The organism is Microbulbifer maximicatervae (SeqCode) (genome assembly GCF_052467225.1).
In genome coordinates this window covers 3,294,366-3,321,131 of record NZ_CP174303.1, presented here as the reverse complement: position 1 = coordinate 3,321,131, position 26,766 = coordinate 3,294,366, and the positions used below count along the sequence as shown (strand labels likewise).

Here is a 26,766-nt window from a genome sequence, read left to right as displayed (position 1 = left end):
TGTTGGTACGTTCTTCTATAGAATCCGCTCCCTTTCCGATTCTTCATGCGTACGATAACAGGAAGTTTATTTATGACCATCTCCCGCCGAACCTTTGTCCAGGCCATGGGTGTTGCACTTTTGACCCCCTTTACGGTCCGTTCTCTCGCGGACACTGATAGTGAAACCTATGCACGTTTTGTACTGGGCGGCACCACATTTGCTGATCAAATTGATAACGACGGAATTGTTTTTGATTTATCAGTAGCCTCGGGAGATCCCAGTCAAACTGGAGTGGTCCTTTGGACGCATATTAACCCTGATTCCTATATCGCGGGTCAGTCTTTGTATGTAGATGTCGCGCTGGATGAGGAATTTACCCAGCCAATTCTAAGTGCTGAGATTAATGCTAGTGATATCACTGCAGACCGTGATTACACCGTTAACATTGACCTGGAAGGCTACTTATCTTCTGACCAACGTTACTATTACCGCTTCAAATACGGGACTGTCAGTAGCCGCGTTGGGCGTTGTCACACACTGCCTACCGGTAGCCTAGAGAATCTAAAGATGGCTGTGGTTACCTGTCAGGATTACACCACCGGTTATTACAACGCCTACAACCATATCGCGGACGAAGATGTACATTGCGTACTGCATTTGGGTGACTTTATCTATGAATATGCCCAGTACGAAGGCTTTGAAAGCTCGATAGTGCATTCACTCTCCCTGCCTTCTGGCGGCTCTGTTGCGATGGATCTTGAGGACTATCGTCATATTTACAGAGAGTATCGCAAGGACAAGAACCTGCAGCGAGCGATGGAAATGCACTCATTTATCATCACCTGGGATGATCATGAAACCGCAGACAATGCTTACTGGGATTACGAGCGGGATACTCTAGGTGTGCCATCTCATCCCTACCAGACCGGCGATAATAACCCTGACCAGCTGCGCCAGCTGCGTCGCGATGCTCAGCAGGCCTGGATCGAATATGTTCCAGCGCGGGTAAAAGTCGATGAATCCGCAAGCCACGCTTTTGACTACTTACAGATTTATCGTTCTTTCCAATTCGGTGACTTGGTTGATCTGTATATGACAGATAGCCGCACCTATAGAACCAAGGAGCCGTGCAAGGATGGTACGGCTTGGGAAAACTACTGGTGCACAGATTATGAAGAAGATACCCAAACCATGCTGGGTAAGACTCAGCGGGATTGGCTGATTGATGGAGTTGTTAACTCCAGTGCCCGCTGGAAAGTGTGGGGAAACCAGACTTTGCTGGCACAATTGGCTGGTACTATCTTGGGGCGCTCGCTGGTGTATGCCAATTATGATGCCTGGGATGGTTACCAGTGGGAGCGGGAAAAGATCCTGTCATCTGTTAAGGACAGCAATGTCGATAACTTTGTAGTGCTGACAGGGGACCTCCACTCCAGTATCGCTTCATACCTGAAGGTTGATTTCAGCAAAATTAGCAACTGGGACTACGACAACCTGGTCGGCGTTGAGCTGATGACCCCTTCCATATCTTCTCCCAATATGAACGATACGATTGAGAAAGGTATTGATGTTGGCAGTGTGTTTACATCACTGCTAAATGGCGGGGTTCAGGTCAATAACCCACATATCAAAGATTTTGTTAGTAATATCTATGGATATGCAGTGATCGAATTCAATGTCAACGAATTAAACTGGACCGTATACAACATCGATAAGAAGAGTGATAACCCGGATACCGAAAAAGCGGTATATAAGAAGTTTAATTATGAGCCTGTTGGCATGTGGTTAACCGAAAAGTAGCTGGTTCCCAGTCAATATGAAGTTGTGGGGCGCTTGCCCCCAGCTTCACAAGATTCCTCTATTTCTATCCCTTCTGCATCATATCTAGCTTGTACGAGTAAGAAAGTCCTTCCCCGGTAGCAAAACCAATATGCCAATGAACACGCATTTGATATATGCCTGCGGGTCATCTATACCCGACGATGGGCACAATGCTGTATCTAGCGTTGGGGCACTCTTGATAGATCAAGACATCAAGTAAAAGGATATTACCTTGCTGCAAGAATCTTACCCTTACTACCTGGCCAATGAAGCAGTGCATGCCAACACCGATCTGGAAGTTACTGATAAGTATTCAGGGAAAGTAGCTACCCGGGTTGCAATGGCTGATGCCAAGGTTATTGACAGTGCCATCGACTGGGCGCTTTTGGCAGAAAAACCGATGGCTAATTTGCCGTCTTACAACCGCCAGGAAGTTTTACAGCATTGTGTTGTACGTTTTCGTGAAAGGTTTGAAGAGCTGGCCGAAGCGCTGTGTATTGAAGCTGGTAAGCCGATTCATGATTCGCGGGGCGAGGTGCTGCGTCTAATCGATACATTTCATGTGGCCGCTGAAGAGGCAGTGCGTATCAATGGTGAGATTATCAATCTTGAGATATCCAAGCGCTCACGGGGCTATCGCGGATATATCAGGCGAGTGCCAGTAGGCGCATGTTCATTTATATCGCCGTTCAATTTCCCTTTGAATCTTGCTGCTCACAAGGTGGCACCTGCCATCGCTGCAGGATGTCCCTTTGTACTAAAACCCGCAAGCCGTACGCCCATAGGGGCATTGATCATCGCTGAAGTTCTGGCCGAAACACAGTTGCCGAAAGGTGCCTTTTCTGTATTGCCCTGCCATAGAGAGGGAGCAGAGCTGTTTACAGTGGATGATCGATTTAAGCTGCTGAGCTTTACCGGCTCACCGGCGGTGGGCTGGGACCTAAAGGCCAGGGCGGGGCGAAAGAAAGTGGTTTTGGAGTTGGGAGGTAATGCAGCCTGCGTTATCGATCGGGATACAGATCTTGATGATGCTGTAGAGAGGCTGATTTTCGGTGCTTTCTATCAGTCGGGCCAAAGCTGTATCGGCGTCCAGAGGATCTATGGACATTGTAGTCTATATGAAGACCTGAAGCGACGTCTGGTTGAGCGTACTAAAAAGCTTAAGAAAGGCGATCCTCGATCAGAAGATACATTTATTGGCCCAATGATTTCTGAGGGAGAGGCTACCCGCTTGCATACCTGGGTGGAAGAGGGGGTTCAAGCCGGGGGAACCCTGCTTTGTGGAGGTACACGAGATGGCGCCATGCTTGATCCAACGCTATTGGAAAACGTGCCCCATGACTGCTCCATTGTACAGCAGGAGGCATTTGGCCCAGTTGCAATTCTGGAGCCTTTCGATAGCTTTGATGATGTTTTAGACAAGGTGAATGACAGTGCCTTTGGTCTGCAGGCTGGCATATTCACTCGTGACCTTTACAAAGCCCAGCAAGCCTGGGATACCTTGGAAGTGGGTGGTGTGGTTATTGGTGATGTACCCAGCTGGCGGGTAGATAATATGCCCTATGGTGGTGTTAAGGATTCGGGTCTTGGTCGGGAAGGGGTACGCTGGGCTATTGCGGATATGACCGAGGAGCGGTTGATGGTGGTGCGTGAATTAAATAGCTAGAAAATTAATAGGTCACCAGGCCCACAACTCTCCTTGCAGCTGTGGCCTTGGACTAACGATTGACCTTACTTATTCGTTTGGGCATGTCTGGCTGAGATGCTGGGTATGAAACCGAAGATGTTCCTCAATAAAGCTGGCGATAAAGTAATAGTTGTGGTCATAACCGGAATGGCGGCGAAGTTGGAGCGGGTAGTTGCTTGCTTTGGCAGCTTCTTCGAGCGTCTCTGGTTTCAGCTGTTCAACAAGAAAGCTATCGGCTTCCCCTTGATCCACCAACATCGGCACAGGCTTGTCGGCATTTTTGAGCAGTTCGCTGCTATCGTAGTCTCGCCAACTATCCCGATCTTTGCCCAAATAGGTTTCAAAGGCTTTTTGTCCCCACGGACACTGAGAAGGATTGCTGATGGGGCTGAAGGCTGATGCGGAAACATAACTTGCTGGATTGCGTAGGGCGATCATCAGTGCACCATGGCCCCCCATTGAATGTCCTGCAATGGCGCGCTGTGTTGTCACAGGGAAGGTGGTCTCGATAAGTGCTGGCAGTTCTTCCACCACATAATCATACATGTGGTAGTGGCGACTCCAGGGCGCTTGGGTGGCGTTGATATAAAATCCAGCACCTTGCCCCAGATCATAGGCTTCATCATCGGCAACAGATTCTCCACGGGGACTGGTGTCGGGAGCAACGATGGCTATCCCTAGTTCGGAGGCAATCCGCTGGGCTCCTGCCTTTTGCATAAAATTCTCATCGGTACAGGTCAGACCTGACAGCCAGTAGAGCACCGGAACCTTGTGCATTTGTGAAGCTTGCGGTGGCAAATAAATAGCAAAACGCATTTTGCAGTTAAGTGACTGAGAGTCGTGAAGGTATTGCTTGTGCCAGCCGCCAAAACTCCGGTTGGCACTGATATTTTCAATAGACATGATGGATAGCCCTAATTGGACCACCTCCAAGGGATGGCCCAATTGATCATTGCTGGTTATTGATCGAAGTGAATGACGGTGCGGATACTTTCGCCTTTGTGTAACAGATCGAAAGATTTATTGATGTCATCCAGGCTCATGGTGTGGGTGATAAAGTCGTTGAGCTGGAATTCGTCATTCAGGTAGCGCTCTACGTAGTCTGGTAATTCGGAACGTCCTTTAACTCCGCCGAATGCGGACCCGCGCCAGACTCGGCCTGTTACCAGCTGGAACGGGCGGGTGGAGATCTCCTGGCCGGCACCAGCTACACCGATAATGACCGATTCACCCCAGCCCTTGTGGCAGCACTCCAGAGCGGAGCGCATCACGTTGACGTTGCCGATGCATTCGAAGGAGTAATCCACACCGCCCTCGGTGAGTTCGACAATGACTTCTTGAATTGGCTTATCGTAGTTGTTGGGGTTGATGCAGTCCGTCGCCCCCAGTTTGCGGGCTAATTCAAACTTGCTTTCATTGATATCGATGGCAATGATTCGTGAAGCTTTTGCCATAGTAGCGCCGATAATCGCCGAAAGGCCGATACCCCCAAGGCCAAAGATCGCAACGGTATCGCCTTCTTGAACTTTGGCGGTGTTCATCACAGCGCCCATACCAGTAGTGACACCACAACCCAGCAGGCAGACTTCCTCTAACGGCGCAGCCGGATTTACTTTTGCCAGTGAAATCTCTGGCAATACGGTGTACTCCGAAAATGTCGAGCAGCCCATATAGTGGTAGATGGGCTTGCCATCTTTATAGAAGCGCGTGGTGCCGTCAGGCATTAGGCCTTGGCCCTGAGTTTCACGGATCTTTTGGCAGAGGTTCGTCTTGCCGGATTTGCAGAATTTACACTCGCCACATTCTGGGGTGTACAGGGGGATCACATGATCACCCGCTTTGACACTGGTAACCCCTTCGCCGACCTGCACGACAATACCGCCACCTTCATGGCCCAAAATACAGGGAAATTTGCCTTCCGGGTCGTCGCCAGACAAGGTGAAAGCATCGGTGTGACACACTCCCGATGCAATGACCTTGATCAATACTTCACCAGCCTTTGGCAGCATGACATCCACTTCTTCGACCGATAACGGTTGGCCAGGCCCCCAAGCGATGGCGGCCTTCGACTTGATAAATTGTTCAGACATTAGATTACTCGCTGTTAAATCATGTCATTCAGGGCCTGGAGTTGGTTGGCCCCGCTGTGACGACTGGGGAGCCATTATATTGATTGCAGAATTGATTATAATTGGGTGTTTTTGAAGCTTACTTTTACATATTTGCAATAATGAAAGATTGGGAAGGTATTACAGAATTCGTTTATGTTGCTGAAAGCGAGAGCTTTACCCTCGCAGCGCAGCGGCTGGCTATTTCCACCGCCAAAGTCAGCCGCCAGGTCAGTGCTTTGGAGAGCCGCTTGAATGTCAAACTGCTATATCGAACCACGCGCAAGGTGTCACTGACACAAGAAGGTACGCTGTTTTACCAGCATTGCCGGGGGGTGCTCGATGGGCTGGAGGCGGCGGAACGAGCAGTAACTCAATTACAGAGCCACCCACAGGGCAAAATCAAACTGACGGCACCGGTCACTTATGCTGAAAAGAAGGTTGCACCACTGATCAATAATTTTGTGATTCAAAACCCCAAGATTGAGGTCAATGCCTATTTCACCAATCGCCAGGTTGACCTCATAGATGAGGGTTACGATATCGCCATACGCCTGGGTAAGTTGCAGGACTCAACTTTGATGGCAAGAAAGTTGGCGGACCGGCGAATTCATCTGTGCGCCTCACCGGATTATCTTGAAGAGCACGGGACTCCACACTCCTTGTCAGAATTGACCAGGCACAACTGCCTGCTGGGCACACTGGATTACTGGCGATTCAATACCAGGGAAGGAGAAAAAAACCTTAGGGTCAAAGGTAGCCTTCGCTACAACAACGGTGGGGCGCTTTTAGATGCTGCGCTTAAAGGCCTGGGGGTTGTGCAGTTGCCCGATTACTATGTCGAGCAATATATCGCTGAAGGAAAGTTAATCACCCTCTTAAGTGATCTCGAAGATAGGGATGAAGGGGTATATGCAGTTTACCCCGGCAATCGATATATCGCCCCGAAAGTCAGGCTGCTGATCGATTATCTAGCCGAGTATCTCACTTGAGAAAAGGGAAGAGGAAGATTTAGGGTTTGGTGTAGCAAAGGGTTCACAGTGGTTTATTACTAGCGGGAGTGGTTTCTTCAATTTGTTGGCTAACCCACTTACTACAGAATTCCGCAATCCGCTTCCATTTTGGCTCCAGCATTAAATAGTGACCATAACCTTCCGCCCGGTAGAAGGTGGTACTTTTACCTTGCCGCTCTGCGATTAACTGTGCTGTGGAAGGCGGAATTGCCAGGTCATCGGTTCCCGAAACCATTAAAGTGGGGCAATTGATTTTTTGATAATCAATCCTGGTTGTTTTATTGCTGTCAAAGATCCAGAAGAACAATTCAAATAGGACTTGTCCAGATTCAGGGCCTAATCGATCAAAGACCTTGTGTTGGTCACCTGGATTAAGTTTATTCAACCCAAATTTCGCCATTGTCGCGAAATCCGGTAACAGGACATCATTCCAAAATTCACCCGCAGCCATAAACAACTTGCCCAGCGCACGCTCTTCTTCTGTGGTGGGCAGTATTCCCCAGTTTACGCTTCCGTTAAGCAACACGATTGCCTGTGCCAAATCCATAGTCGCCAATTTTTGTGCAATAACACCGCCCAGGGAGTGGCCGACTAGTATAGGTTTTTGATTTAAAGATTGTATAAATGCACTTATGTCATCAACGTAGTCGGCAATACTCAATCCTTTAAGGTGTTGCTGATTTTGTTCTGACTTTAGATCTTGATGGTAGCGGTAGCTTGGGCTGTGACAATAGAAACCTTCCTCCTCAAAATGCTGGTGAAAGTTCTCCATTGTCCAGGGGCCGGCATTGGTTCCGTGGATAAAGACGATAGAGTTATCCAAAGCCGGCTCCCGGTTTTTCAAGGCTTCCTTAGACTTTAGATGCGAGGATATCCGCAGTCATAATTTGTGGTTCTGATGCGAGCAGTTCATCCGCTTTGCCAAGCAATGCTGCAGCGATCTTGCCGTTAAGATGTGCAGTTAAGCCGTCTTCATCGCTAAACGTGTCAAAAATAGCAAATCGCGTAGCGTTGATTTGTACGGCATACCAGCTCAGGGTTTTTTGCTCTTCCACAGCGAGCGGTTGGGCTGAGGTAAGCAGCGCCTTTACCTCATCAGCCTTATCCGCTTTGGCGTCGATCAGTGCCACGATGGCCAGTTTAGCTTCAGTCATTGTTTTCTCTCACGTTGTTTGGTGATGAGTATCCTAGGGGAAGCTCAGGCTTGACTATCAGTGTCCAAAAAGACAATGATCAGACAAAATTCGCCACTTTGAGGATTTATGGCCCAGATAGTCATCTTATCTATGCCGGGAGTTTTGCCGTCGGCTCTAGCTGGCGTTCAAGATATGTTTGCCCTAGGTGGCCTCCGCTTATCTGAAAGCCAGCACTCCCTGGACCCTGCCTATCAACAATCCTGGTCCCCCAAAATCCTGGTCGCCAGTTCTGATGGCGCCGACATTATAGACGGGCAGGGCAGGTACTTTGCTGTAAGCCATGGGATATCACAAATATCCAGCTGCGAAGCCGTGATAGTCCCCGGATTTATGCCCAACCAGTTTGGTGTGCCCCCTGAAAAGCTGCTGGATCAACCGACTTGCGAATGGCTGCGAACCCAATATAGGCGCGGGGCAATTATCGCGGGTTCTTGTAGTGGCGTTTTGGCGCTGGGTGAAGCGGGTCTGTTAAATGGACGGCAATGCACAACCACTTGGTGGTTACACAATGAGTTGAAATCCCGCTTTAGCAATGCCTGCCCGCTATGGGCCAGTGGGTTATTAGTAGATCAAAATATTGTGACAGCGGGTGGCCCTTTATCTTGGGTAGATGTGACTCTACAAGTGATCAAGATGCTAGCTGGCGATGAAGTCGCTACCAAAGTTGCTGATCTCGCTGTTGTGGATTCCCACCCGCGTTCGCAAACTTTGCATGTACCAAAAGGCTACCAGCTATCGAAAGAGCAGTTTCTGGTTGATGCTGAAAATGTGGTTCGTCAATATTTTGGTCAACAGTTAGGCGGTCAGTTGCTGGCAAAAGAACTGTCGATATCCGAGCGAACATTACACCGGCGGCTAAAACAGTTAACAGCGCAAGCACCCAAACAATTTATCGATAGCGTCCGTATGGAGTACGCACGTAGCCTTTTACTAAACCCAGCCAATAAGGTTGCCAGTGTTGCGCAAGAATTAGGCTATTCCGATGATGCAGTATTCCGACGTGTATTTAAGTCGCATGTGGGTATGAGTCCCAGTCAATTTAGGCAGAAATATCAGAAAAGCTGATTTTCTTGGTGATAGAAGTCAGCGCCCCAGGTTCCTGGAAAAAGCTAAGGAGCCTCTGAATAACTCTGTAATGCCTCTGCGGGTCTTGAAGGCTGCAGATGTTAGGCGCAGCTCGCCGCGAATGGCTCAGTCCTTTGCAAGAGCTGCAACGCAGCAGCTGTGGCCTTCAAGGCCCGCCCTTCGGGGCTTGCAGAGCAATTCACACTCCGCGTTGCGACTTCTTGAAAGGTCTAGACATTCCTGCGAAGCCGCGCCTTGATTGTGAACCGCTCTGCAAGCCAGAGGTATCACGGAGTTATTCAGAGGCTCCCTAAGTTAATTTGGCGGTAGATAGACATTCACCGTCTGTGCAATCTCCTGCGATAGTTCTTTCCCAAATAAGCAGGTGACGAGTTCAAAAGCGAACTCGATAGCGGTCCCGGGTGATTGGCTGGTGACCAAATTCCGGTCGACAACCACTCTCTGATCACTGGTTTCCTTTACATATTGACTAAGTTCACCGCGAAAAGTCTTGTAGCAAGTGGCCTTGAAATTGGTAATTAACCCTTGCCGACCAAGAACGATTACGGGAGCAGTGCAAATTGCCCCTAGCCAGCGGCCCGACTCAAGTTGTTCTCGGATGAGCTTTATTAGGGGAGCCGAGTTATGCATTTGCTCTGCACCTTCCTTACCGCCTGGCAGGGCTATTAGATCCCACGTAGAGTCTAAACAATCCTCTATGGAGCAGGGGGCTTCAATAACAAGGTTACGCAGGGTAGTTATACGCCTACTTGGCATAATCGATGCTAAGGCAAGCTCTGCATCCGTGCGGCTCAAAATATCGTAGATGGCAATGGTTTCGATATCCTCATTACCATCGGCGACGGGAATCAGTATTTTAGGCACGGTCGCAGCTCCAAAACGATGGGGTTTACTTATTTATAGGCTTTTTGGGCTAATCCTACCTCTTTGAGTTGGTAGAACCCCTAACGGGCTAAGATCATTCTCCTGAAAGGCCTACCGCAGGGTGCATCACACTCGAAATTTACGTTCTTCCAATTTTATTAAGTGCACGTGATGCTATTGATCGCCGCCGGTTATGGCAATCGGGATATCGCCGGGGCAAGTCTTTTAATTGTTGTCGCGATCGATTTGTGTGGTAGCCATCGGCGCCAGGAAAGGAGGTTCGCTCAATATGCTTGCTACTAGCGGTGTATCTGGATTAGATAGTAGGTCTTGGGTCAGATTTATACGAAGCAGATTGTGGTCTTAACTTCTGACTCTATTTCCTGAGAGAACGTTTCGTCTATCCCGTGATTTGTTAGCCGTGTGAGATTAGAAGCATCTCTACGAAATAATAGGGAGCTTTGTTTTTTCCTCTTACGGATATTTTTACGGCTGCTCTTGTCATTCTCACCATAGGAGTTTCTCCTATCTTTTTCATAGCTAAGATTTTTCATTTCTTGTGGATTCTTAACTTTACTAATTTTTACTTATAACGATGTATTAACGGGTGCACATATTTCAGTGTATCGCTGATGAGCGATAGTGAGTGAATTAAACACTTGGTTATTCGCTTTTTTATATGAGGCACATAACAAGTATTACTATTAGCCAAAAACACATGCCTAGAATACAAACAGCCATAGCGCCTAGGTATACTTGGCCTGACCTCTCGATAAGTGTAAAGCCTGTCTGGTGCTTTCTTTTCTTGCCGGTTCCCTTGTCCTTTATAATTTTATCAGCTCTCCACTTGCCAAATGACACTATAGGTGTCAACAAGTAACCAGTACTATACGATATTCCCCAGTATGTAACTTCGACAAACAGCAAAATAAATATGATTCCAATAAAGTCTTCCATAGATACTTCCCTTGTAGGCTACACATAGTCCTTCAATAATGGGCAGTTGCACGTAGTGTAGAGGTCTAGCCCTATAAGGGCGATATTGATTAATTTGTTAAACATTTTGCTCCAATGTTTGACCGCATGCTACACATAATTTAGCTTTTGGTGTGCGGAACAATTTGCCACACTTATTACACTTTGGGCCATAGTTACTACGCCTTAAGTAAGGCATAACGTCAGAATCCATGTTCTGATACCCCGTTAATTCCTCGAACTTCACCACTGCTTCCGCGCTGCAGTTGGTTCTAGCTGTTGGAATATCACAACCGTGTTTACCACGATAAGCCTTAATTTTCTTAATGGTATCCGTAAGTAGTGGACCGAGCTGTGACCACTCCTCTTCGTTTAGCATTGGTAGCTCTTTGTCTACCCTCCAGCAATACTCTATATTCATGACTAGTAGTTCTTAACGCTCAGCTAAGGGGCGAAGTGCGCAGTACTTAATCCTACACTAGTGCGAGTCTCAGTGTTATTCCTTTTCCCCTACTTATAATTTCGTTGGTCTAGTTAATGCCTTTAATAGTAGCCAAACCAAGAGATTGGCTGTCCAGTTTAGCCGTAGGCGGAGATGGATAGGTTAAATATTTTAGTTGTGATTATTTATAATGTATTCCAAGTGTCTTGAATCAGTACCGCAGCAGCCGCCCAATATATTGAATCCGTGATTCTGATTTAAGTGGAGCATAAGGTTGCCCCATTCGAATATGCTGTCGGAGTGCGTCGATTCGCTATTTTCTAGCTCATTGTGCGTTAGTGATGAAGCATTGGCTTGTATGCCGATTAGCCTGTTAGGTAATTGATTTGAAGCGTCTAGAAAAGATGGATGAGAACAATTAATAAAGTATCCAGAAGGTTTAGGTGAAACCTGAGAATCAATATGTGAAATTGCTTCTTGAATGGCATGGCCATCTAAAAGGCGACCATCTGAGCCAATGACAAAGCTAATAAAATATGGCTTAGAGTGCTTTGACATTAGAGATGCAATGCCAAGAGCCTCTGGTACAGCTGGTAGGGTTACTCCCATAAGGTAGTCAGCTTTAGAGGCTCCGAGCTTATCAATTTGCCAACGATGATAAGAAAGAGATTCTTTGTAAGTTAAGCTTTGTTGTGGTTTGTAGCAGTCATTTTTACAGCCGATTAGGCCCCCTACATATACATTTCCTTCTTTTGGCAAGATATTCGAAAGAAAATTAACTGCGTCTTCATTGATAGACGCAGGCGCCTTGGCTAGAGAAACTCTCTCTGAGCTGGCCCTCCATGTGGGAGTTGCAAGCAAAAGAGGGAGTTTTGCATCAATTGCAAGGTTTATGTATTCACTGTAGATTCGTTTAAGGCTTTCAGCACCAGTTTTGCTATAGATTAATTTAGCATGGTCGACATGGCTGCAAAGGCTTATATCTTTGTTACGCCTGACTCTTTCGAGTATGGCCGCTTCAGTAAGAATCAACTTTTCTGAAAGAATTCCTTGCATGATGCTCTCCGGTGTAAGCTGTCGGGCGCTGAAGTTGAACACCCAGTTATATTTAAACTTTATACTGCCGCCATTAAAATTGCCATGCAAGAAAGGCTAGGATTAAAACCCAGCTACTGACAAAGTATACCCATTGAGCCATAAAGTGTACAAAACACACATTAGTTTTCTACAGCCTGAACCACTGGATAAGGCACGCCGTACTAATGCACTAGTTTTATATTAACTTGCAAAGCCGGTGAGCAAGCCAAAAGCGAAGTAGAAATGTAGGCGTTGTCCCTCATTCATTATGTTTTTCAGCGCATCTCTTGATATGCAATCGACGCCGGAACCCTCTTGGGTTCAACGTGTGTAGAATGCATTTGCTGTAGAACCCATTTACCATCTTCCTTGACCACCACAACACTTTCCAGCCATATAACGTCCCGCGTACCCTCTTCAGAGGAAAACACAGCTTTATTCCAGTAATTTATAAAGGCAATATCCTCTCTCACATCAGTAGAGATAAGGCTGTAGTAGTTCTCCCTCTTGTATTCAGCAGGGGGGACAGCGGCGATAAGTTCATCAATGCCCCAAACTTCTCCATTCTCAAGAAGCTCAAATTTGTCTGTTACAGACCTCTTCATAGCAGAATGATCAAACTTAGAGATAGCTGAAAAGAGTGCAATAACTGGTTCAAATGTTGGATCTGATCCTGCTATAGCAGGTCCAGAGAACAGTGACAAAACCAATGCAATTTTTCTTAGTGTTTTCATGGTTCCCTCCTAAAAAATAACGTTGCTAGCAAGAGCAGCCGAAGTGCCGCGTAGCTTTTCAAGCCCTGCCGCCGCCCGCTAAATTCACAGGGAAAAATATCATACTTTCCCCATCAAATAACTATCTGATTGGATCTCCACATTGTGGAACTGGTTTACAGGACTAAAACGAGGATGCTCAAATGAAACGGTGATACCAGTTTTAGGAGGGATCTTTGGGCAGTTGCGCTTATGTGTAACATGGTGCTTGCTGAAACTAAAGGGTTTTTATTTGTTTGGGCAAAGCTTGCCTGGCATGATAAGTCTCTGCTCCAATTTAAATGCCACTCTTATCAGATTACTGACCGATCCCGTGATATTTCGCTCGAAAAGATACTGAAAGAGCTTGCCGTGTTTCCCTGTGGTTGGATCAATTGTTTTGGCATAGCCTAAGGCTATAAAAAATGTATTGATCTTGACTGTTGGAAGAACTGGCGCAGGGTTAGAGTGAAAGTCTGAAAATTACTGCACATGAGTGTAAGTGAATCGCTGGCAGTAACTTGTGCTTCGTCCGTCACAAGTTACTGGTGAAGTGCAAAAACTGAGAATGTTCATATCACTCTCAACAATGAGTTTTCGAAAAGATAGGTTTAATTTCGTTACGTGATCGCTGGGTAGATATTCATTACTGGTAGAGAGCGCCCATTGCAGTACCGCATGGTGGGTGGTGTGGGGCCGGTAGCTAGAAACTACTGGCTGCCCGATTAATATGCTATAGCCCTTGCCAACGCCAATTGTATATGTAGCCTTCTGGATTAACATAAAACATGCGGGTTCGTTGATAGCCATTTTGCTGTGGTACGGTATATGTAGTATTTCCCCAGTAATCCGTCTGGACTCTTCCAGGAGTTTGCCCCAAATTTACGTAGCTGTTATAAATCAGAATTTCCCCTCCGCGACCATCATCGGCCACTTGATTTGGCGGCCCCCAGCTTGCAATTAGATCAGCCTTGTGATGCCCAACCCACGATTGCATAACTTTATTGACTTGAGACGCACAACCACCGGCTAAAAGCGTACTCAGTAAAAGAAATAATATAATGGTAATTTTTTTCATCGTAGCCTCGTATCACATATAACTTCTCAAGAAGAGGTGCGGTTTACGGTGTCCTTCTTGACTGATTTGTTATGCACTGACCTAATTGAAAAAAATATCAATTGAGCGCAGGCAATTAGTTGTATTAACGGAATATACCAAAAATTTGTGCCGTACTCATTAAGATAGCTGTTGTAATCAGGGCCACATAAATGGTTGCCGCTAATAGTAGTGTTTACCAAAAGCAAAGACCATATATATCCTATAAATAAACACGGTATTACTATTAAGCTGGCTGAGATGCTTTCAAAGTATATGTTTGCTGGCTTGGCCTTAAAAATAATGAAGGAAGCAAGTAATGCAAAAGGAACAGCTAGAATGACACTCCCAACGTAACCACCTGTATCCCCCATAGTACAAGTTTCAGCCATAGGGCCGATCCACGATAGCAAACAAAAAAGTAGCGCAGAAAATACCGCAATTGTCCGTGCAAAAATATTTATAGCTTCACTCCATTTGGATCACAACGCCGCCATAAACGGATGCCGGAGCAACGCATAGGCATTCCGGTGGAGGCTGTTTCTTGGTCAGAACGTACTTAATGACTTTGTTAAATGTTTTCGGTTGAAATTTTCTACTCTTCAAGACAGTCATTGATATATTCTTCAATGTTTGAAGCTAGCTTCATATTTGAAATTTCTTTGTGGTTAAAATCTTCTTCATGGTCTGCTATATATATAGAGGTATCTTGTTGGCTTAAATTGATAAAGTAATAATTTCCGAAGCCGTCGAAGCCTATTGCAAAAAAATGATTTGGCCAATGATCTTGATAACAGAAACCATCTTCACGAAGCTTCCGATTAGTTTTTATAAGCCAGTCTAAGTCTTTTACAAGTTCTCCCTCAATCCGGTCTGGATCATCAGATTGTGGGAATGGATAATTTATAAGAGTATCGGTATAGAAAGATGGTAACTCAATGTCAAAGGCATTATTAATTGTATTAATTGTATTTTTCATGTGTTTGTGTATTGCCCACGTATAGCATTTATATAGTAATCATACGGATCACTATTATCCTGATTACTATTGCAGAATCAATTTCTTCGCTATAACGAAAATATTGTTATAAAGTCATTGGGTTAAATTTAGTTGTTACGGCCGTGCAAACTGCAAAAAGGATCACTTTGACTACTACCCCATTTCTTATATCACTCTGTAACTCTTTGATTCATAGTTGATTATTATATTATTCGTCAGCTTTTGAAATAACAGTCAGGATAACCATGAACCCGAAGTGAGCGCAAAAGGGCAATCCCCCGGCGTCGCCAGGGGATATTCACTCGACTTAGCCTCGAATACGCCGCACCCGAAATTTACGTCCTTTCAACTTGCCGTTTTCTATTTTCTTCAGTGCTTGTGATGCCACATTGCGTTTAATCGCAACATAGGCGGTCATGTCCAGTACGTTGATCTTGCCAACATCTTTACCGTTAATCGGGCGATCGCCGCCGGTTAGGGCACCGAGGATATCGCCGGGGCGGACCTTTTGCTTCTTGCCGCCATCGATTTGAAGAGTGGCCATCGGTGCCTGGAAAGGGGGTTCACTTAATATGCTGGCGGGTGGCGGTGTATCTGGATCGGATAGTGGGTCCTGGGTTAGGTCCATGCGAACCAGTTTGTGGCCTTCTTTCTCGGCAAAAAAGGAGTAAGCGCAACCGCGCTCACCGGCGCGGCCTGTCCGTCCGATGCGGTGGGTGTGAACTTCCGGGTCTTTGGCGATATGAAAGTTGATAACGGCATCCAGCTTGTCGATATCAAGACCGCGTGCCGCTACATCGGTGGCCACCAGAATTGAAGCGCTGCCATTGGCAAATCGAATCAGGGTTTCATTGCGCTGGCGCTGCTCCATATCACCATGCAGGGCGAGGACATTGAAGCCAGCCTGTTTCAGATCATCGGCCACCTCATCGGTTTCGCGTTTGGTGTTGCAGAAAACCAGGGTATTGACGGGTTTGTCATTGAGCAGAACACGCCGTGTCATCTCCAGGCGATCCTCGAAACTCTCAGTTCTGTAAAAGCGTTGTTCGATCACCTCGTCACTATGGGCAGAGTCAATTTTAACCATCACCGGTTTTTGCATCACTCGGGTGCTGAGCTTTTCAATTTCATCGGGATAGGTCGCGCTGAATAGTAACGACTGTCGCCCAGTTGGAACCTGCGCCAGAATAGTGTCGATAACGTCCTGGAATCCCATATCGAGCATTCGGTCGGCTTCGTCAAAGACCAGAGTATCGACATGCTCTAAGGAGAGTGTTCCTTTGCGCAGGTGTTCTTCGATGCGTCCTGGAGTACCAACGATGATATGGGCACCATGGGCCAGGGAGCCGATCTGCGGGCCGAAAGGCATGCCGCCGCAGAGAGTCAGAATCTTTATGTTGTGAATTGCCCGGGCCAGTCGGCGCAGTTCCTGCGCAACCTGGTCTGCCAATTCCCGTGTTGGGCACAGAATCAGCGATTGAATCCGAAAGCGGCTGACATTGAGCCGGTGCAGCACCCCCAAACCGAAGGCGGCCGTTTTACCGGAACCGGTTTTTGCCTTGGCGATAACGTCCTTGCCGTCAAGAATGATAGGAAGCGTTTTGGCCTGAACCTCGGTCATGGACTTGTAGTTGAGTGACGCGAGGTTTTTCAGCAGGGCGGGGTTTAGGGGGAGATCGGAAAAAGGTGCAGTCAAGGTGAATCCTGGAGTCGTTAAATGTCAAATACGCGTATTACACAAGCAGTAGGGAAAGTGATCGTCACCTACTTAGCCTTTGTGAACGCTGCAATTTTGCAGTTTGTGCAATACAAAATTTGTATGGAATTTTAACAGTTAACCCTGAAGAAACCTATGAATCACCTTGTTCCCGTAAAAGTCTCTTCTATCCAGATTATCTTCTTGTGAAATGAGAACTGGGGCACTGGGTAGCGTAAACCCGATGCCCCAATTTACTAACGTGAGCTTTGCTTACCTTTGCGGGCTTTCCATTGATAGAAAACCCCGGGCATCACTAACAATACAAACAGCAGTGTGGTTATGGTGCCGCCCACCATTGGTGCTGCGATCCGTTTCATAACATCTGCGCCGGTGCCATCGGAAACCATGACTGGTATCAATGAAATTAGCAGTGTCAGGCTGGTCATTAGCATCGGGCGAATACGGCCAGCTGCCGCTTGGGCAACAGTCGCTGTATTGCCGCGCTCAGAGTTATTTCCGGCGGCAGATAAGTAGTGCAGCATTAACAACCCCATCTCAGCGGCGAGACCAGCCATGGCAATCATGCCGACCCATACAGCAACGCTCAGTTTGTAGTCGAGCAGGTACAGCAGCCAGAAGGCGCCGATCAGTGCCATTGGCATGGCGGTGAGTACAAACAGGGTGTCGGATAGCCTGCCTCGATGCAGATACAGGAGGAAACACACAGCCAACAAGGTCAGGGGCACTAACCATTGCAGGCGGGACTTGGCGCGCTCCAGGTATTGGTATTGGCCGGCCCAGGCGATACGTTGCCCGGGAATCAGATTAACCTGATCGGCAACAACCTGCTTTGCGCGATTAACATAATCTGCAACGCCGATATCGCCCTTCAAGTCGACAAATACCAAGCCCACCAACTGCCCATCCTCATTGCGGATCATGGGCGGGCCAGTACGGAAGTCCAGATCAGCCAGCTGGTTCAGGGGCACTTGGGAACCATCAGAGGCGGGGACCAGGATTTGTTCCAGCTGTTCAGGGGTATCCCGGTAGTCGCGGGCATAGCGCACTAACACATCGTAACGTTCTCGGCCTTCGATGGTCTGGGTTGCGGCCAGGCCACCAGCGGCTGCGGCGATCACATCTTCGATATCTTGTACATTCAAGCCGTGGCGGGAAGCCCGTGCGCGATCGATATCAAAGTCCAGGAAGTAACCGCCGGTTAGACGCTCGGCGAAGACGCTTCGGGTTTGTTCCGAAGTACGTTGGTCACTGCGCAGTGCTTCTTCGATGGCCAAAGCGGTCTGTTCGATCTCCTCCAGGTTATCTCCAAACACTTTGATGCCGAGCTGGCTGCGAATACCGGTGGCGAGCATCTCAGTGCGGGTTTGGATGGGCATCCACCAGATATTGGGCATACCGGGATAGCGCAGCTTTTCATCCATTTCCGCCAGCAGGTCGTCCCAAGTCATGCCGGGGCGCCACTCATTTTTAGGCTTCAGGGTGATTACGGTTTCTACCATTGAGAGCGGTGCGGGATCGGTGGCGCTATTGGAGCGGCCAATCTTGCCAAAGACATGCTCTACTTCTGGGAAAGCTTTCAGTTCCTCGTCCATTTGTTGCAGCACCTTGCCCGCTTCGGTAACCGACATGCCGGGTAGGGCGGTAGGCATATACAGGATGCTGCCCTCATTGAGCGGCGGCATAAATTCACCACCTAGCTTGCTAATGGGGTAGGCCACAGAAACCAGAGCTAATATCGCGAGAGTGGCTACAACTTTGCGTTGCCGCACGCAGAAGTGGATCACTGGCAGTAGTGTATGGACTAAAACGCGGGAAATCGGGTTTTCCCTGTTGCGAATTTTGCCGCGCATTAGCAGTACCGCGAGCGCTGGAATCAAGGTGATAGCCAATAGGGCGGCGAAAGCCATGCTGTAGGTTTTGGTGTAGGCGAGGGGTTTGAATAGGCGGCCCTCGGTAGCTTCGAGCGCGAATACCGGCAGGAATGAAACCGTGATAATAATCAGGGAGAAGAAAATACTCGGTCCGACTTCCTGCATTGCCCGAACGATTAGCGTTCTTTTCTCACCCGGAGACAATTCCTTATCGCCATTGATTGTCAGCTTTTTGTGGATGTTATCCACCATTACCACTGCCGCATCCACCATGGCACCGATGGCTACGGCAATACCTCCCAGTGACATAATGTTGGCGGTAAGCCCTTGTAGGGACAGTGGAATAAAGGCCAGTAAAACTGCAATCGGCAGAGTGATTACAGCTACCAACGCTGAGCGGGCGTGGAGTAGGAAAATAGCGATCACAGCGGCGACCACCAGCATCTCTTCAATCAGAGTATTTTTGAGATTGTCGATCGCGCTATTAATTAATTGTGAGCGATCATAAGTTACTACCAGCTCAACGCCTTCCGGTAAGCCTGCACGGATTTGCTCGATGCGCTCTTTAACTCTCTCAATAACCTTCAGGGCATTTTCACCGTAGCGCATTACTACGATGCCACCTACGGTCTGCCCCTCGCCGTCCAGCTCGGCAATACCGCGCTGCATTGCAGGCCCCAGGGTAATATCCGCTACCTGATCCAAAGTCACCGGAATTTTTGCCGCATTGACCCCAATCACCACCTCTTCGAGATCGTCAACGCTGCGGATATAGCCCCGGCCACGCACCATATGTTCGTGGCCTGCGATCTCCAGTACCCTTCCTCCTGTGTCATTGTTACTGCGGCGAATGGCCTCGACCACTTTGCCGAGCGGAACCTTAAACATCTGCAAGCGATGGGGGTCGATTTGGACCTGGTACTCCTTTTCGTAGCCGCCAATGGAGGCGACTTCGGCCACGCCCTCAACAGAAGTGAGCCAATAGCGCAACTTGAAATCCTGTAGCGCACGCAGTTCTTGCAGATCGTTGTTACCGCTTCGATCAACCAGCGCGTACTGGAACACCCAGCCCACTCCGGTAGCATCCGGGCCAAGCTTTGGCTGAACACCTTCTGGGAGCTGGTCGGCTACTTGGTTGAGGTACTCAAGAACCCGTGAGCGGGCCCAATAAATATCGGTGCCGTCTTCAAAGATGGCGTAGACAAAGCTAAGACCAAAAAAGCTCTGGCCCCGCACATATTTGACTTTGGGCAGTCCTAACATTGCGGTAGAAAGCGGGTAGGTGATTTGATCCTCGACCAGGTCAGGGCTGCGCCCCGGCCAGTCTGTCATCACAATCACCTGGGCGTCGGACAGGTCCGGAATAGCATCCAGGGGGACACTGGTTAGCGCCCGGTATCCCGCCAGGGCTGCGATCGCTACAAGAATCAAAGTGATCCCCGGCTTACCGGCGCAGGCCCCAATAATTCGGGCAATCAGCCCTTTGGGTTCGGAATTTACCACTGCTGCACCCCCGACTTCAGGCGGCTTTCCGCCGCGATCAGGAATACTCCAGAGGTGACAATTTTATCTCCGGCCTGGAGGCCAGAGCGGATAACAATCCTGTCGCTGTCGCCATATCCGGTGCGTACTTGTACCGGTTCAAGACGACCCTGGCCCAGGTCGCGGAAGACAATGCGTTTCTTGCCGGAGATCAATACTGAATCCCTGGGTACCACCAGGAGATTTCCCAGTTCGGCGGTTAACATGATGTCCGCAAACAGTCCCGGGCGCAGTTCACCATCGGTATTGGGCAGGGTCACACGCAGCCGTGCACTGCGGTTATTGTGATTCAGGAAGGGATCAATCTGGGTGAGGGTGGCTGGGATTTCCTCGTGGTAGACGTTGGTTAAACGCACTTTGGCCGGCATACCTTTTTCTATCAACGGCAGCTGATCTTCGTAGGCGTGGGCTTCAATCCAAACCTGGCTGAGATCGGCTATGCGCAGCAGGTTGTCGCCCTTTTCAAACGCAGAGCCCGCGACAATATTCTTCTCAATTATCACACCACTGGCGGGTGCAAAAATCGGGATATAGTCCTGCGCTTTTTGCTGTTCAACCAGCCAGTCGATTTGCTCTTCAGATAGGCCCCACAACAGTAGACGCCTTCGTGCTGCTTTCTCCAGGGCGTCGCCACGTCGGCGGGCCTTTAGATACTCGTCTTGGACTGCGAGCAACTCCGGGCTGTAAACAGAAAACAGTACTTCGCCGCGTTTAACCTGCTTTCCTTCAAAATCTGCATCTAACTCACCAATCCAGCCGTCGAAGCGTAGGCTGATATCGCGCAAGCGGGTTTCGTCATAGGTAACCTGGCCGTGTAGGTGAATGGGCAAAGCGAATGGCTGTCGCTCGACGATACCGGTTTTGATACCAATGGCCTGGCGCCGGCCGCTATCCACCACAATGCTGCCACTTTGCAGTTCATCGTGGCTCACAGGTTGCAGGTTCATACCGCAAATAGGGCAAGTACCGGCTTCGGCAGCTCTTACCGATGGGTGCATTGAGCAGGTGTAATAGGCAGTATCTGAAGCCTCAGGCGCAGATTTCAGGCGCAGGCCTTTGCGATTGGTGCTCATATCAAAGGCCAAATCGACATGCTTATCGTGGCCTGTCGCTACATCTACCACCATGGGCCAGGAGCCCACCATGGCCAGCTCAATTTCACCGGTGAAGATACCGGGGCTGGATTCACTGATATCTGCCACGGCACGCATAGCTGGCATGGCGCCCATGGCGGGCATCTCGGCTACCGCGCGAACTTCAGCTCCAGATATCGGCTCATTGTCAGCATTACGAACTTCAATTCGAATTTGGTTTTTACCCGCTTGGGGTTGCAACGGGTCGACAGACACGGCGATCTGGAAGGGGCCAGCTTGCACAAAATCGGCATTTGGAGCTTCGGCTTGTGCAGAAATTTTCTTCCAATAAAAGGCCGCGCCGGTAGCCGCTAACATCAGGGTAAGGGCGATTAAGCTCAATGTTTTTTGCTGGCTCATAGGGCACCCTCCTGAGTGAAGGAAAGGGGCATCTGCGCGCAAAGCACATTATCAATAAACGGGTCAACGAGCAGGCCACCAATGGCCGCTATAGCTTGTTGGGAAATCAAAAGGTTCACTCCTAGAACAATCTTTCTGAAGCCGCCAGCATGGGCTGGGGGCATATTTCGCTAGTCAGAGAGAAAGGGAGTGATCAAATACGCAGGCGCAAAGTGGCAAGCCAGGTTCGGTTGCCGGGGTGGGATTCTGTCGCAGTAGGAGATAATTCAGGCGTACCGAATGGCGGAGCCAGAATTTGGGGCCACTGGTAAGTTGGCGGTGGCGCCAACTGGGGAAGTTCCAGATTCAAGTATGCGGCGGTGACGGCAACTTGGTGGTCGTCCAGCGAAGTCTTCAGGGAGACTTGGGCATCATAGCCACAACAGTCATCACCTGAGTCTGACCCCTTGGCCATATCATCGCAGCAACATTCCGCTGATGGCTTGGGGTCCTCCATCATTTCGCAGGCGAGCACGGTCTGTACCTGCAACATCAGCAGGAGCAGGGCCGCCATGGCTATCAGCTTGGCGCGAAATGTGGACGAATAGTTCTTCATTACTGATAAATCATACACCAGAGGCCGGTTGCTCGACAAAGGTTGCTTTCGCTATGTGACCAAGAGGTATTTCCAAGTTTTTCTTTCTTCTACTAGGGGTAATTACGGCACAGGTTAACCCTTCGGCAGAGATTTCTTGACGATAGTTAGTAGATTCCCTTCGATAAATGCGACTACAACAGCACCACAAGGTGTCTCTATGAAATTAACTCCCCCGGTTTGCCTCCTTCTGATCTTCTTATTGGCGGCACCTTCTTTTGCAGATTCTAAACGCACATCTCTCGAGGAGTTATTTGCGACTACCTATAAACATAATGAAGAGATTAACAGTGAACGGGTGCTGAGTAGGGAGCGGAACTGGGCTGCCTGGCAAAGAATGAGGGCTGTTAGGGAAGCTGCTAATAGAGGGGAGGACTTGTCATACCTCAGTAAGTATGGGCTTGAGAGAAAGTCCGCGTGGTACGAGATTGATTTAGGAAAGCAACGAGCGTGGCTGACGTCATTTAGACTGCTAGGGGTACTCTCTTCTTGGTATATGTTAAAGACGAATCAGGAGGAGCTTTATGAGCTTGGTATGACTGTGGCTGAAGTGGAAAAGTTGGGTCGCTATGTTATCGCCAATGACATCAAAGAAATAAACATCCAGGCAAGATTGGATTATTTCCACAAAGAGGAAGCTGGTTACATAGGCCGGATCCTTCAAGGAGGTGAGGACTTTGCCGCTATCTATTTAGAGCTTCAAGGTAATCTTGAAGCTCTTGAACACCTCTTGGAAACTAATTGGATCATAGATCTATTCAGTAAGTTTGATAGTGAAGCTCAAGAGATATTACTGACCTATAGCTTATCGAAATATAACTCACGAGAGGGAATGGGACGTAGTAGTTACAGTCTGGATCAAGAAGCCGAAATGTTTGTTGATAAATTTCTTTCTGGGGAGATAAACGCAATGACGAAGGAGGCTTTGGAAAGGCTTCAAGAGAAAAGGCTGGCTAAAAAAGCTAAGGTCAATGTGGAATTTAAGCCCCCGGTTGATTCGCCCGTAAATGAGTGCAAGTGTCCTCCCGATCAATGTTCCTACAATAATTCTTGATTATACTTAATTTAATAGATTTCCCGTCATAATCGACCGCGTGGCATGGTCTTCACTTCGAGTGGTAGTTGTAATGACTGTAACAAGGATCTGTTTTTGGCTTGTCGCGCTTTTCTATTCCTTATCCCCCTTTGCAGATGAGTACATAGTCCAGAGCGAGGACTACGACCCGTTTACCCAGATGACAGAACTCTGGCTAAAGGGTGAAATTTCAAATCGTCAGATAAGGGACTTGGCACTTAGAGGGCGCTATCAAAACAGCTCTGCCGCTAATAGTGCTCATGTCTCCTTCTTTCTTGATGAAATGCAGGTGATTGCGCGGGGGAACTCTGTATCGGGTCGTTCGGCCCAGATATCCGTCCAGGTTGATGAGTCAATTTTTGACTTGGATTATGACCTTGTTTCTATGCATATGATGATCAATGGTCATGGAAATGGGTTATCAAGCAAGCAGAAATTCCTTTTGGTTACTTTTATGTACCGGTTAGCAGCAGAAGGCTGGAGCAAGTCTTCTGGAGTCGATGAAATGGAGAAACATCTTATCTATCGAACTCTCGATTACTTATCTGAAATGCCTGCAGATTATAAAATGTGGGTGATTGCCAAAGAAATACAATACCCGGTTCATTAGGTTGTTAATCTATAGCTTCATTAAAGTTTAAGTGGCTTAAATGGCCACAACAGAGTTTTACTGAAGGGATAAAGGATAAGATTCCTGGTAGTTATTCAGATTATTGGTAGAGGTTTAATTTATTCAGTTTTTATTGCTGTGAATAGCAATATATCAACTATTTAAGGATTTGTTTAATCTAAAGTTCCTAGTCACGTGGAATATATTGTAAAAAGGAAAGTTATGGATTTGTCCGATAAAGTTGCTGTTGTTATAGGGGCGGGAAGTGGACTAGGGCGGGCTTTAGCAATACGTTTGGCCGAAAAAGGAATGAAGTTGGTATTAGCCGGATATACCCTAAGTCATCTCGAAGCAACAGCCAAATTGATAGCACGAGAAGGTGCTGAGTATATTTGCGTACAAGCAGATGTATCTAAACTTGGGGATATGCAAAACATCGCCGATAGAACTTTAAATCACTTTGATAAGGTACACTTGCTCTGTAATGTGGCCGGTATAGGTCCTTTGGGGGCTATAGCAGAAACCTCTATCGATGAGTGGGAGTGGATTTTATCGGTGAATTTGTGGGGGCCTATTAACGGTATTCATGTATTTCTCCCTCATATCGAACAGAATGACGAGGGCCATATATTGTCTGTAGCATCGGAATCCGGCCTATATGGTATAGGGTACTTAGGGGCCTACAATGTTTCAAAATTTGGTGTTGTAGGTTTAATGCAAAGTTTAGAGCGGGATCTTCGTTTAGCTAACTCGCCTATAAAAACTTCTGTATTTTGTCCTGGTGCTATAAAAACTAATATTCTCGACTCTTCACGTAATAGGCCTGCAAGTGTAGCGGTAATTCACCCTGAGTCTGAAGTCGAGAAAAAAGTTAAAGCCAAAGTTGTCAAGGTGGTTTCTGAAGGTATGAAGCCAGAAAAAGCTGCTGATATCATTACTAGTGGTATAGAAAGCGGGCAGTTTTGGATTTTCTCCCATCCTTATGTACCCGAAACTGCATTTCAGCAGGCAAAGGCGATGTTGGATAGTAATACGTTAATTGATATTTAGCTTAGTTAGGAAACCTCTGATTAATTTCGAGCCAACTTGGTAGTATTCCGCTATCCGTCAAGATCTTGCCCCTAGCTACCTTTGCCGAAGCTGCATATAATCTGAAGCGTCATGGAACTCCCCGCGAGAAGTTTCTTTCTCAGATGCATCCTCTCATCCCATGGGGGTGGCTAGAAGTCCATTTATCAAAGCTTCCCTAGAAAGGCCCTAGTTGGTACCTACGAGCAGAAAAAATATAGCGATTTCTTCCTTTTTTCCTGTAATCTCCACCTCAGTATATATCTGTAACGTATTTTAGTTTTAAAAGGACTTATATGCAGGATCGAATATCACAGTTGGATTTGTTGAGGGGAGTCGCTTTATTGGGGCTTCCTTTAATGAATATGATAAATTTCTCTATGCCTATGGCGGCTTATTTGAATCCAAAGGCCTATTTGCCAAATGGCCCTTTGAATGATTTTCTCTTTAGCTTTTTCCATTTGTTTGCTGATCAAAAGTTCATGGGGCTTTTTGCCATGCTTTTCGGCGCAGGCATCATACTTTTAGCTGAGAAACGCGAGCAACAGAATAAGTCTGCTGCAAAAATTCATTACAGTCGAAATTTCTGGCTGTTATTGATAGGCCTTTGTCATGGCATCTTCATTTGGGAAGGTGACATCCTGATGATCTATGCCTTTATAGCCATGTTTGCCTATTTGTTCCGCAAGTTGCGCGGAAGCTGGCTGATTGCATTGGGGGTGATTACTCTTGCCTTGTCAGCATATAGCTCATATCTGGTAGGAGCTTTTATACAACCCCTAACAGGAGAAGCTCGATATGCAACGGCAGCCATTTTTGCCCCTGATACAGCGCAGATCCAGCAAGATATAGAAATATATCGAGGAGGGTTCTGGGATCTGGTCGGGAGTCGATTAGTTGCTGGTAATTTAGCTTCTAGTCCGGAATCAGCAATCGTTATTTCCTACTTTAGTCTCTCCATTGTTTTAAAAGCTGCCGCTATGATGTTGCTGGGAATGGGCCTGTTTAAGTTGGATATCCTACGTGGCAAAGCCAGTTCGTCTGCCTACAAAAAACTAGCTATTGCTGGGGTGGCTATTGGGGTGACATTGACCGGTATAGGGCTTATCTGGAACTATAGTCATGACTGGAGTATGGATGATTATTTCACCTATGGTGCCATTTTTAATTTGGTAGGGTCCACATTTACCAGTATCGGTTATATCGGCTTGATCTGCCTTTGGTTCAAATTAGGTAAACACCTATGGATCAAAGGCAAGATCCAAAGTGTTGGGCGGATGGCATTTACCAATTACTTGGCTCAATCATTTATTTGCATTTATATTTTTTATGGCTTTGGATTGGGTTTATATGGTGAGCTGACACGTATAGAAGTACTTGGGGTCTGTGTGCTGCTGTGCCTGTTTCAGCTGGCCTATTCGGATCTTTGGCTTAAAGCATTTCGTATGGGGCCACTAGAGTGGTTTTGGCGAACTATAACATATTTCAGGTTTGCACCGCTGATAAAGGAAAAGGGCATACCGGCGACCGAACAGCGCTTATAGAGTTTATAGGTAAAATTAGGCGGGCTGCTGTTAAACTTGAGAATAGGAGTCATCGGTAGCTCGTTACCTGTACCACAGATTTTTTATTGCGAGATCTTTTAAATATTTTT

23 protein-coding genes are annotated in these 26,766 nt (G+C 47.5%); 8 read left to right on the top strand and 15 right to left on the bottom strand.

What is annotated here, in order from left to right:
* Positions 1-72 precede the first annotated feature (72 nt).
* Positions 73-1,782: an alkaline phosphatase D family protein gene (locus ACJJIZ_RS14555; RefSeq protein ID WP_413662096.1), complete on the top strand. Its 1,710-nt coding sequence runs from the start codon at positions 73-75 to the stop codon at positions 1,780-1,782.
* Positions 1,783-2,035: 253 nt separating this feature from the next.
* On the top strand, positions 2,036-3,469 hold the full coding sequence (locus tag ACJJIZ_RS14550; RefSeq protein WP_444913911.1) for an aldehyde dehydrogenase family protein: 1,434 nt from the start codon (positions 2,036-2,038) through the stop codon (positions 3,467-3,469).
* A gap of 69 nt (positions 3,470-3,538) precedes the next feature.
* Here ACJJIZ_RS14550 and fghA read toward each other — a convergent pair whose 3' ends face one another.
* Positions 3,539-4,393: an S-formylglutathione hydrolase gene (fghA, locus tag ACJJIZ_RS14545; RefSeq protein ID WP_444913910.1), complete on the bottom strand. Its 855-nt coding sequence runs from the start codon at positions 4,391-4,393 to the stop codon at positions 3,539-3,541.
* Between the two features lie 56 nt (positions 4,394-4,449).
* Positions 4,450-5,580 (bottom strand): S-(hydroxymethyl)glutathione dehydrogenase/class III alcohol dehydrogenase, encoded by a 1,131-nt coding sequence (locus tag ACJJIZ_RS14540; RefSeq protein WP_444913909.1) that lies wholly within the window; start codon positions 5,578-5,580, stop codon positions 4,450-4,452.
* A gap of 140 nt (positions 5,581-5,720) precedes the next feature.
* On the opposite strand from ACJJIZ_RS14540, the gene ACJJIZ_RS14535 reads away from it, so the two are divergent.
* A complete protein-coding gene (locus ACJJIZ_RS14535) occupies positions 5,721-6,590 on the top strand; it encodes a LysR substrate-binding domain-containing protein (protein ID WP_282932908.1) in 870 nt (289 codons plus the stop codon).
* A 43-nt stretch (positions 6,591-6,633) separates the two neighbouring features.
* Here ACJJIZ_RS14535 and ACJJIZ_RS14530 read toward each other — a convergent pair whose 3' ends face one another.
* Both ACJJIZ_RS14530 and ACJJIZ_RS14525 read right to left on the bottom strand, forming a co-directional pair.
* Positions 6,634-7,434, bottom strand: coding sequence for an alpha/beta hydrolase (locus ACJJIZ_RS14530; RefSeq protein ID WP_444913908.1), 801 nt, complete (start codon positions 7,432-7,434; stop codon positions 6,634-6,636).
* Positions 7,435-7,462: 28 nt separating this feature from the next.
* Positions 7,463-7,765, bottom strand: coding sequence for a putative quinol monooxygenase (locus tag ACJJIZ_RS14525; RefSeq protein WP_444913907.1), 303 nt, complete (start codon positions 7,763-7,765; stop codon positions 7,463-7,465).
* A 108-nt stretch (positions 7,766-7,873) separates the two neighbouring features.
* On the opposite strand from ACJJIZ_RS14525, the gene ACJJIZ_RS14520 reads away from it, so the two are divergent.
* A complete protein-coding gene (locus tag ACJJIZ_RS14520; protein ID WP_444913906.1) occupies positions 7,874-8,872 on the top strand; it encodes a GlxA family transcriptional regulator in 999 nt (332 codons plus the stop codon).
* A gap of 315 nt (positions 8,873-9,187) precedes the next feature.
* Here ACJJIZ_RS14520 and ACJJIZ_RS14515 read toward each other — a convergent pair whose 3' ends face one another.
* The 11 genes from ACJJIZ_RS14515 to ACJJIZ_RS14465 form a co-directional block, all read right to left on the bottom strand.
* Positions 9,188-9,757, bottom strand: coding sequence for a DJ-1 family glyoxalase III (locus ACJJIZ_RS14515; protein ID WP_444913905.1), 570 nt, complete (start codon positions 9,755-9,757; stop codon positions 9,188-9,190).
* 675 nt (positions 9,758-10,432) lie between these two features.
* Positions 10,433-10,714: a hypothetical protein gene (locus ACJJIZ_RS14510; protein WP_444913904.1), complete on the bottom strand. Its 282-nt coding sequence runs from the start codon at positions 10,712-10,714 to the stop codon at positions 10,433-10,435.
* Positions 10,715-11,345: 631 nt separating this feature from the next.
* A complete protein-coding gene (locus ACJJIZ_RS14505; RefSeq protein ID WP_444913903.1) occupies positions 11,346-12,230 on the bottom strand; it encodes a homocysteine S-methyltransferase family protein in 885 nt (294 codons plus the stop codon).
* 296 nt (positions 12,231-12,526) lie between these two features.
* Entirely contained in the window at positions 12,527-12,985 is a 459-nt protein-coding gene (locus ACJJIZ_RS14500; RefSeq protein WP_444913902.1) for a nuclear transport factor 2 family protein, read from the bottom strand.
* Positions 12,986-13,736: 751 nt separating this feature from the next.
* Positions 13,737-14,081 carry a hypothetical protein gene (locus ACJJIZ_RS14495; protein WP_444913901.1) on the bottom strand — a complete coding sequence of 115 codons (345 nt, stop codon included), beginning with the start codon at positions 14,079-14,081 and terminating at the stop codon, positions 13,737-13,739.
* A 26-nt stretch (positions 14,082-14,107) separates the two neighbouring features.
* Entirely contained in the window at positions 14,108-14,491 is a 384-nt protein-coding gene (locus ACJJIZ_RS14490; RefSeq protein WP_444913900.1) for a hypothetical protein, read from the bottom strand.
* A 203-nt stretch (positions 14,492-14,694) separates the two neighbouring features.
* Positions 14,695-15,078, bottom strand: a complete 384-nt coding sequence (locus ACJJIZ_RS14485) for an SMI1/KNR4 family protein (protein WP_444913899.1) — start codon at positions 15,076-15,078, stop codon at positions 14,695-14,697.
* 328 nt (positions 15,079-15,406) lie between these two features.
* Positions 15,407-16,795 carry an ATP-dependent RNA helicase DbpA gene (gene dbpA, locus ACJJIZ_RS14480; protein ID WP_444913898.1) on the bottom strand — a complete coding sequence of 463 codons (1,389 nt, stop codon included), beginning with the start codon at positions 16,793-16,795 and terminating at the stop codon, positions 15,407-15,409.
* Positions 16,796-17,052: 257 nt separating this feature from the next.
* Positions 17,053-20,193 carry an efflux RND transporter permease subunit gene (locus ACJJIZ_RS14475; protein ID WP_444913897.1) on the bottom strand — a complete coding sequence of 1,047 codons (3,141 nt, stop codon included), beginning with the start codon at positions 20,191-20,193 and terminating at the stop codon, positions 17,053-17,055.
* Entirely contained in the window at positions 20,187-21,725 is a 1,539-nt protein-coding gene (locus ACJJIZ_RS14470) for an efflux RND transporter periplasmic adaptor subunit (RefSeq protein ID WP_444908215.1), read from the bottom strand. The genes ACJJIZ_RS14475 and ACJJIZ_RS14470 overlap by 7 nt, the downstream gene beginning before the upstream one ends.
* Before the next feature lie 193 nt (positions 21,726-21,918).
* Positions 21,919-22,320, bottom strand: a complete 402-nt coding sequence (locus ACJJIZ_RS14465; RefSeq protein ID WP_444908216.1) for a hypothetical protein — start codon at positions 22,318-22,320, stop codon at positions 21,919-21,921.
* Between the two features lie 199 nt (positions 22,321-22,519).
* Here ACJJIZ_RS14465 and ACJJIZ_RS14460 point away from each other — a divergent pair, with 199 nt between their 5' ends.
* From ACJJIZ_RS14460 to ACJJIZ_RS14445, 4 genes are all read left to right on the top strand, one after another.
* The gene (locus tag ACJJIZ_RS14460; RefSeq protein ID WP_444913896.1) at positions 22,520-23,413 is read left to right on the top strand and encodes a hypothetical protein; all 894 of its coding nucleotides are present in this window, start codon (positions 22,520-22,522) and stop codon (positions 23,411-23,413) included.
* Positions 23,414-23,486: 73 nt separating this feature from the next.
* A complete protein-coding gene (locus ACJJIZ_RS14455; protein ID WP_282932883.1) occupies positions 23,487-24,044 on the top strand; it encodes a hypothetical protein in 558 nt (185 codons plus the stop codon).
* A gap of 222 nt (positions 24,045-24,266) precedes the next feature.
* Positions 24,267-25,094, top strand: a complete 828-nt coding sequence (locus ACJJIZ_RS14450) for an SDR family NAD(P)-dependent oxidoreductase (RefSeq protein ID WP_444913895.1) — start codon at positions 24,267-24,269, stop codon at positions 25,092-25,094.
* Positions 25,095-25,408: 314 nt separating this feature from the next.
* The gene (locus ACJJIZ_RS14445) at positions 25,409-26,656 is read left to right on the top strand and encodes a DUF418 domain-containing protein (RefSeq protein ID WP_444913894.1); all 1,248 of its coding nucleotides are present in this window, start codon (positions 25,409-25,411) and stop codon (positions 26,654-26,656) included.
* The last annotated feature ends 110 nt before the right edge of the window (positions 26,657-26,766 follow it).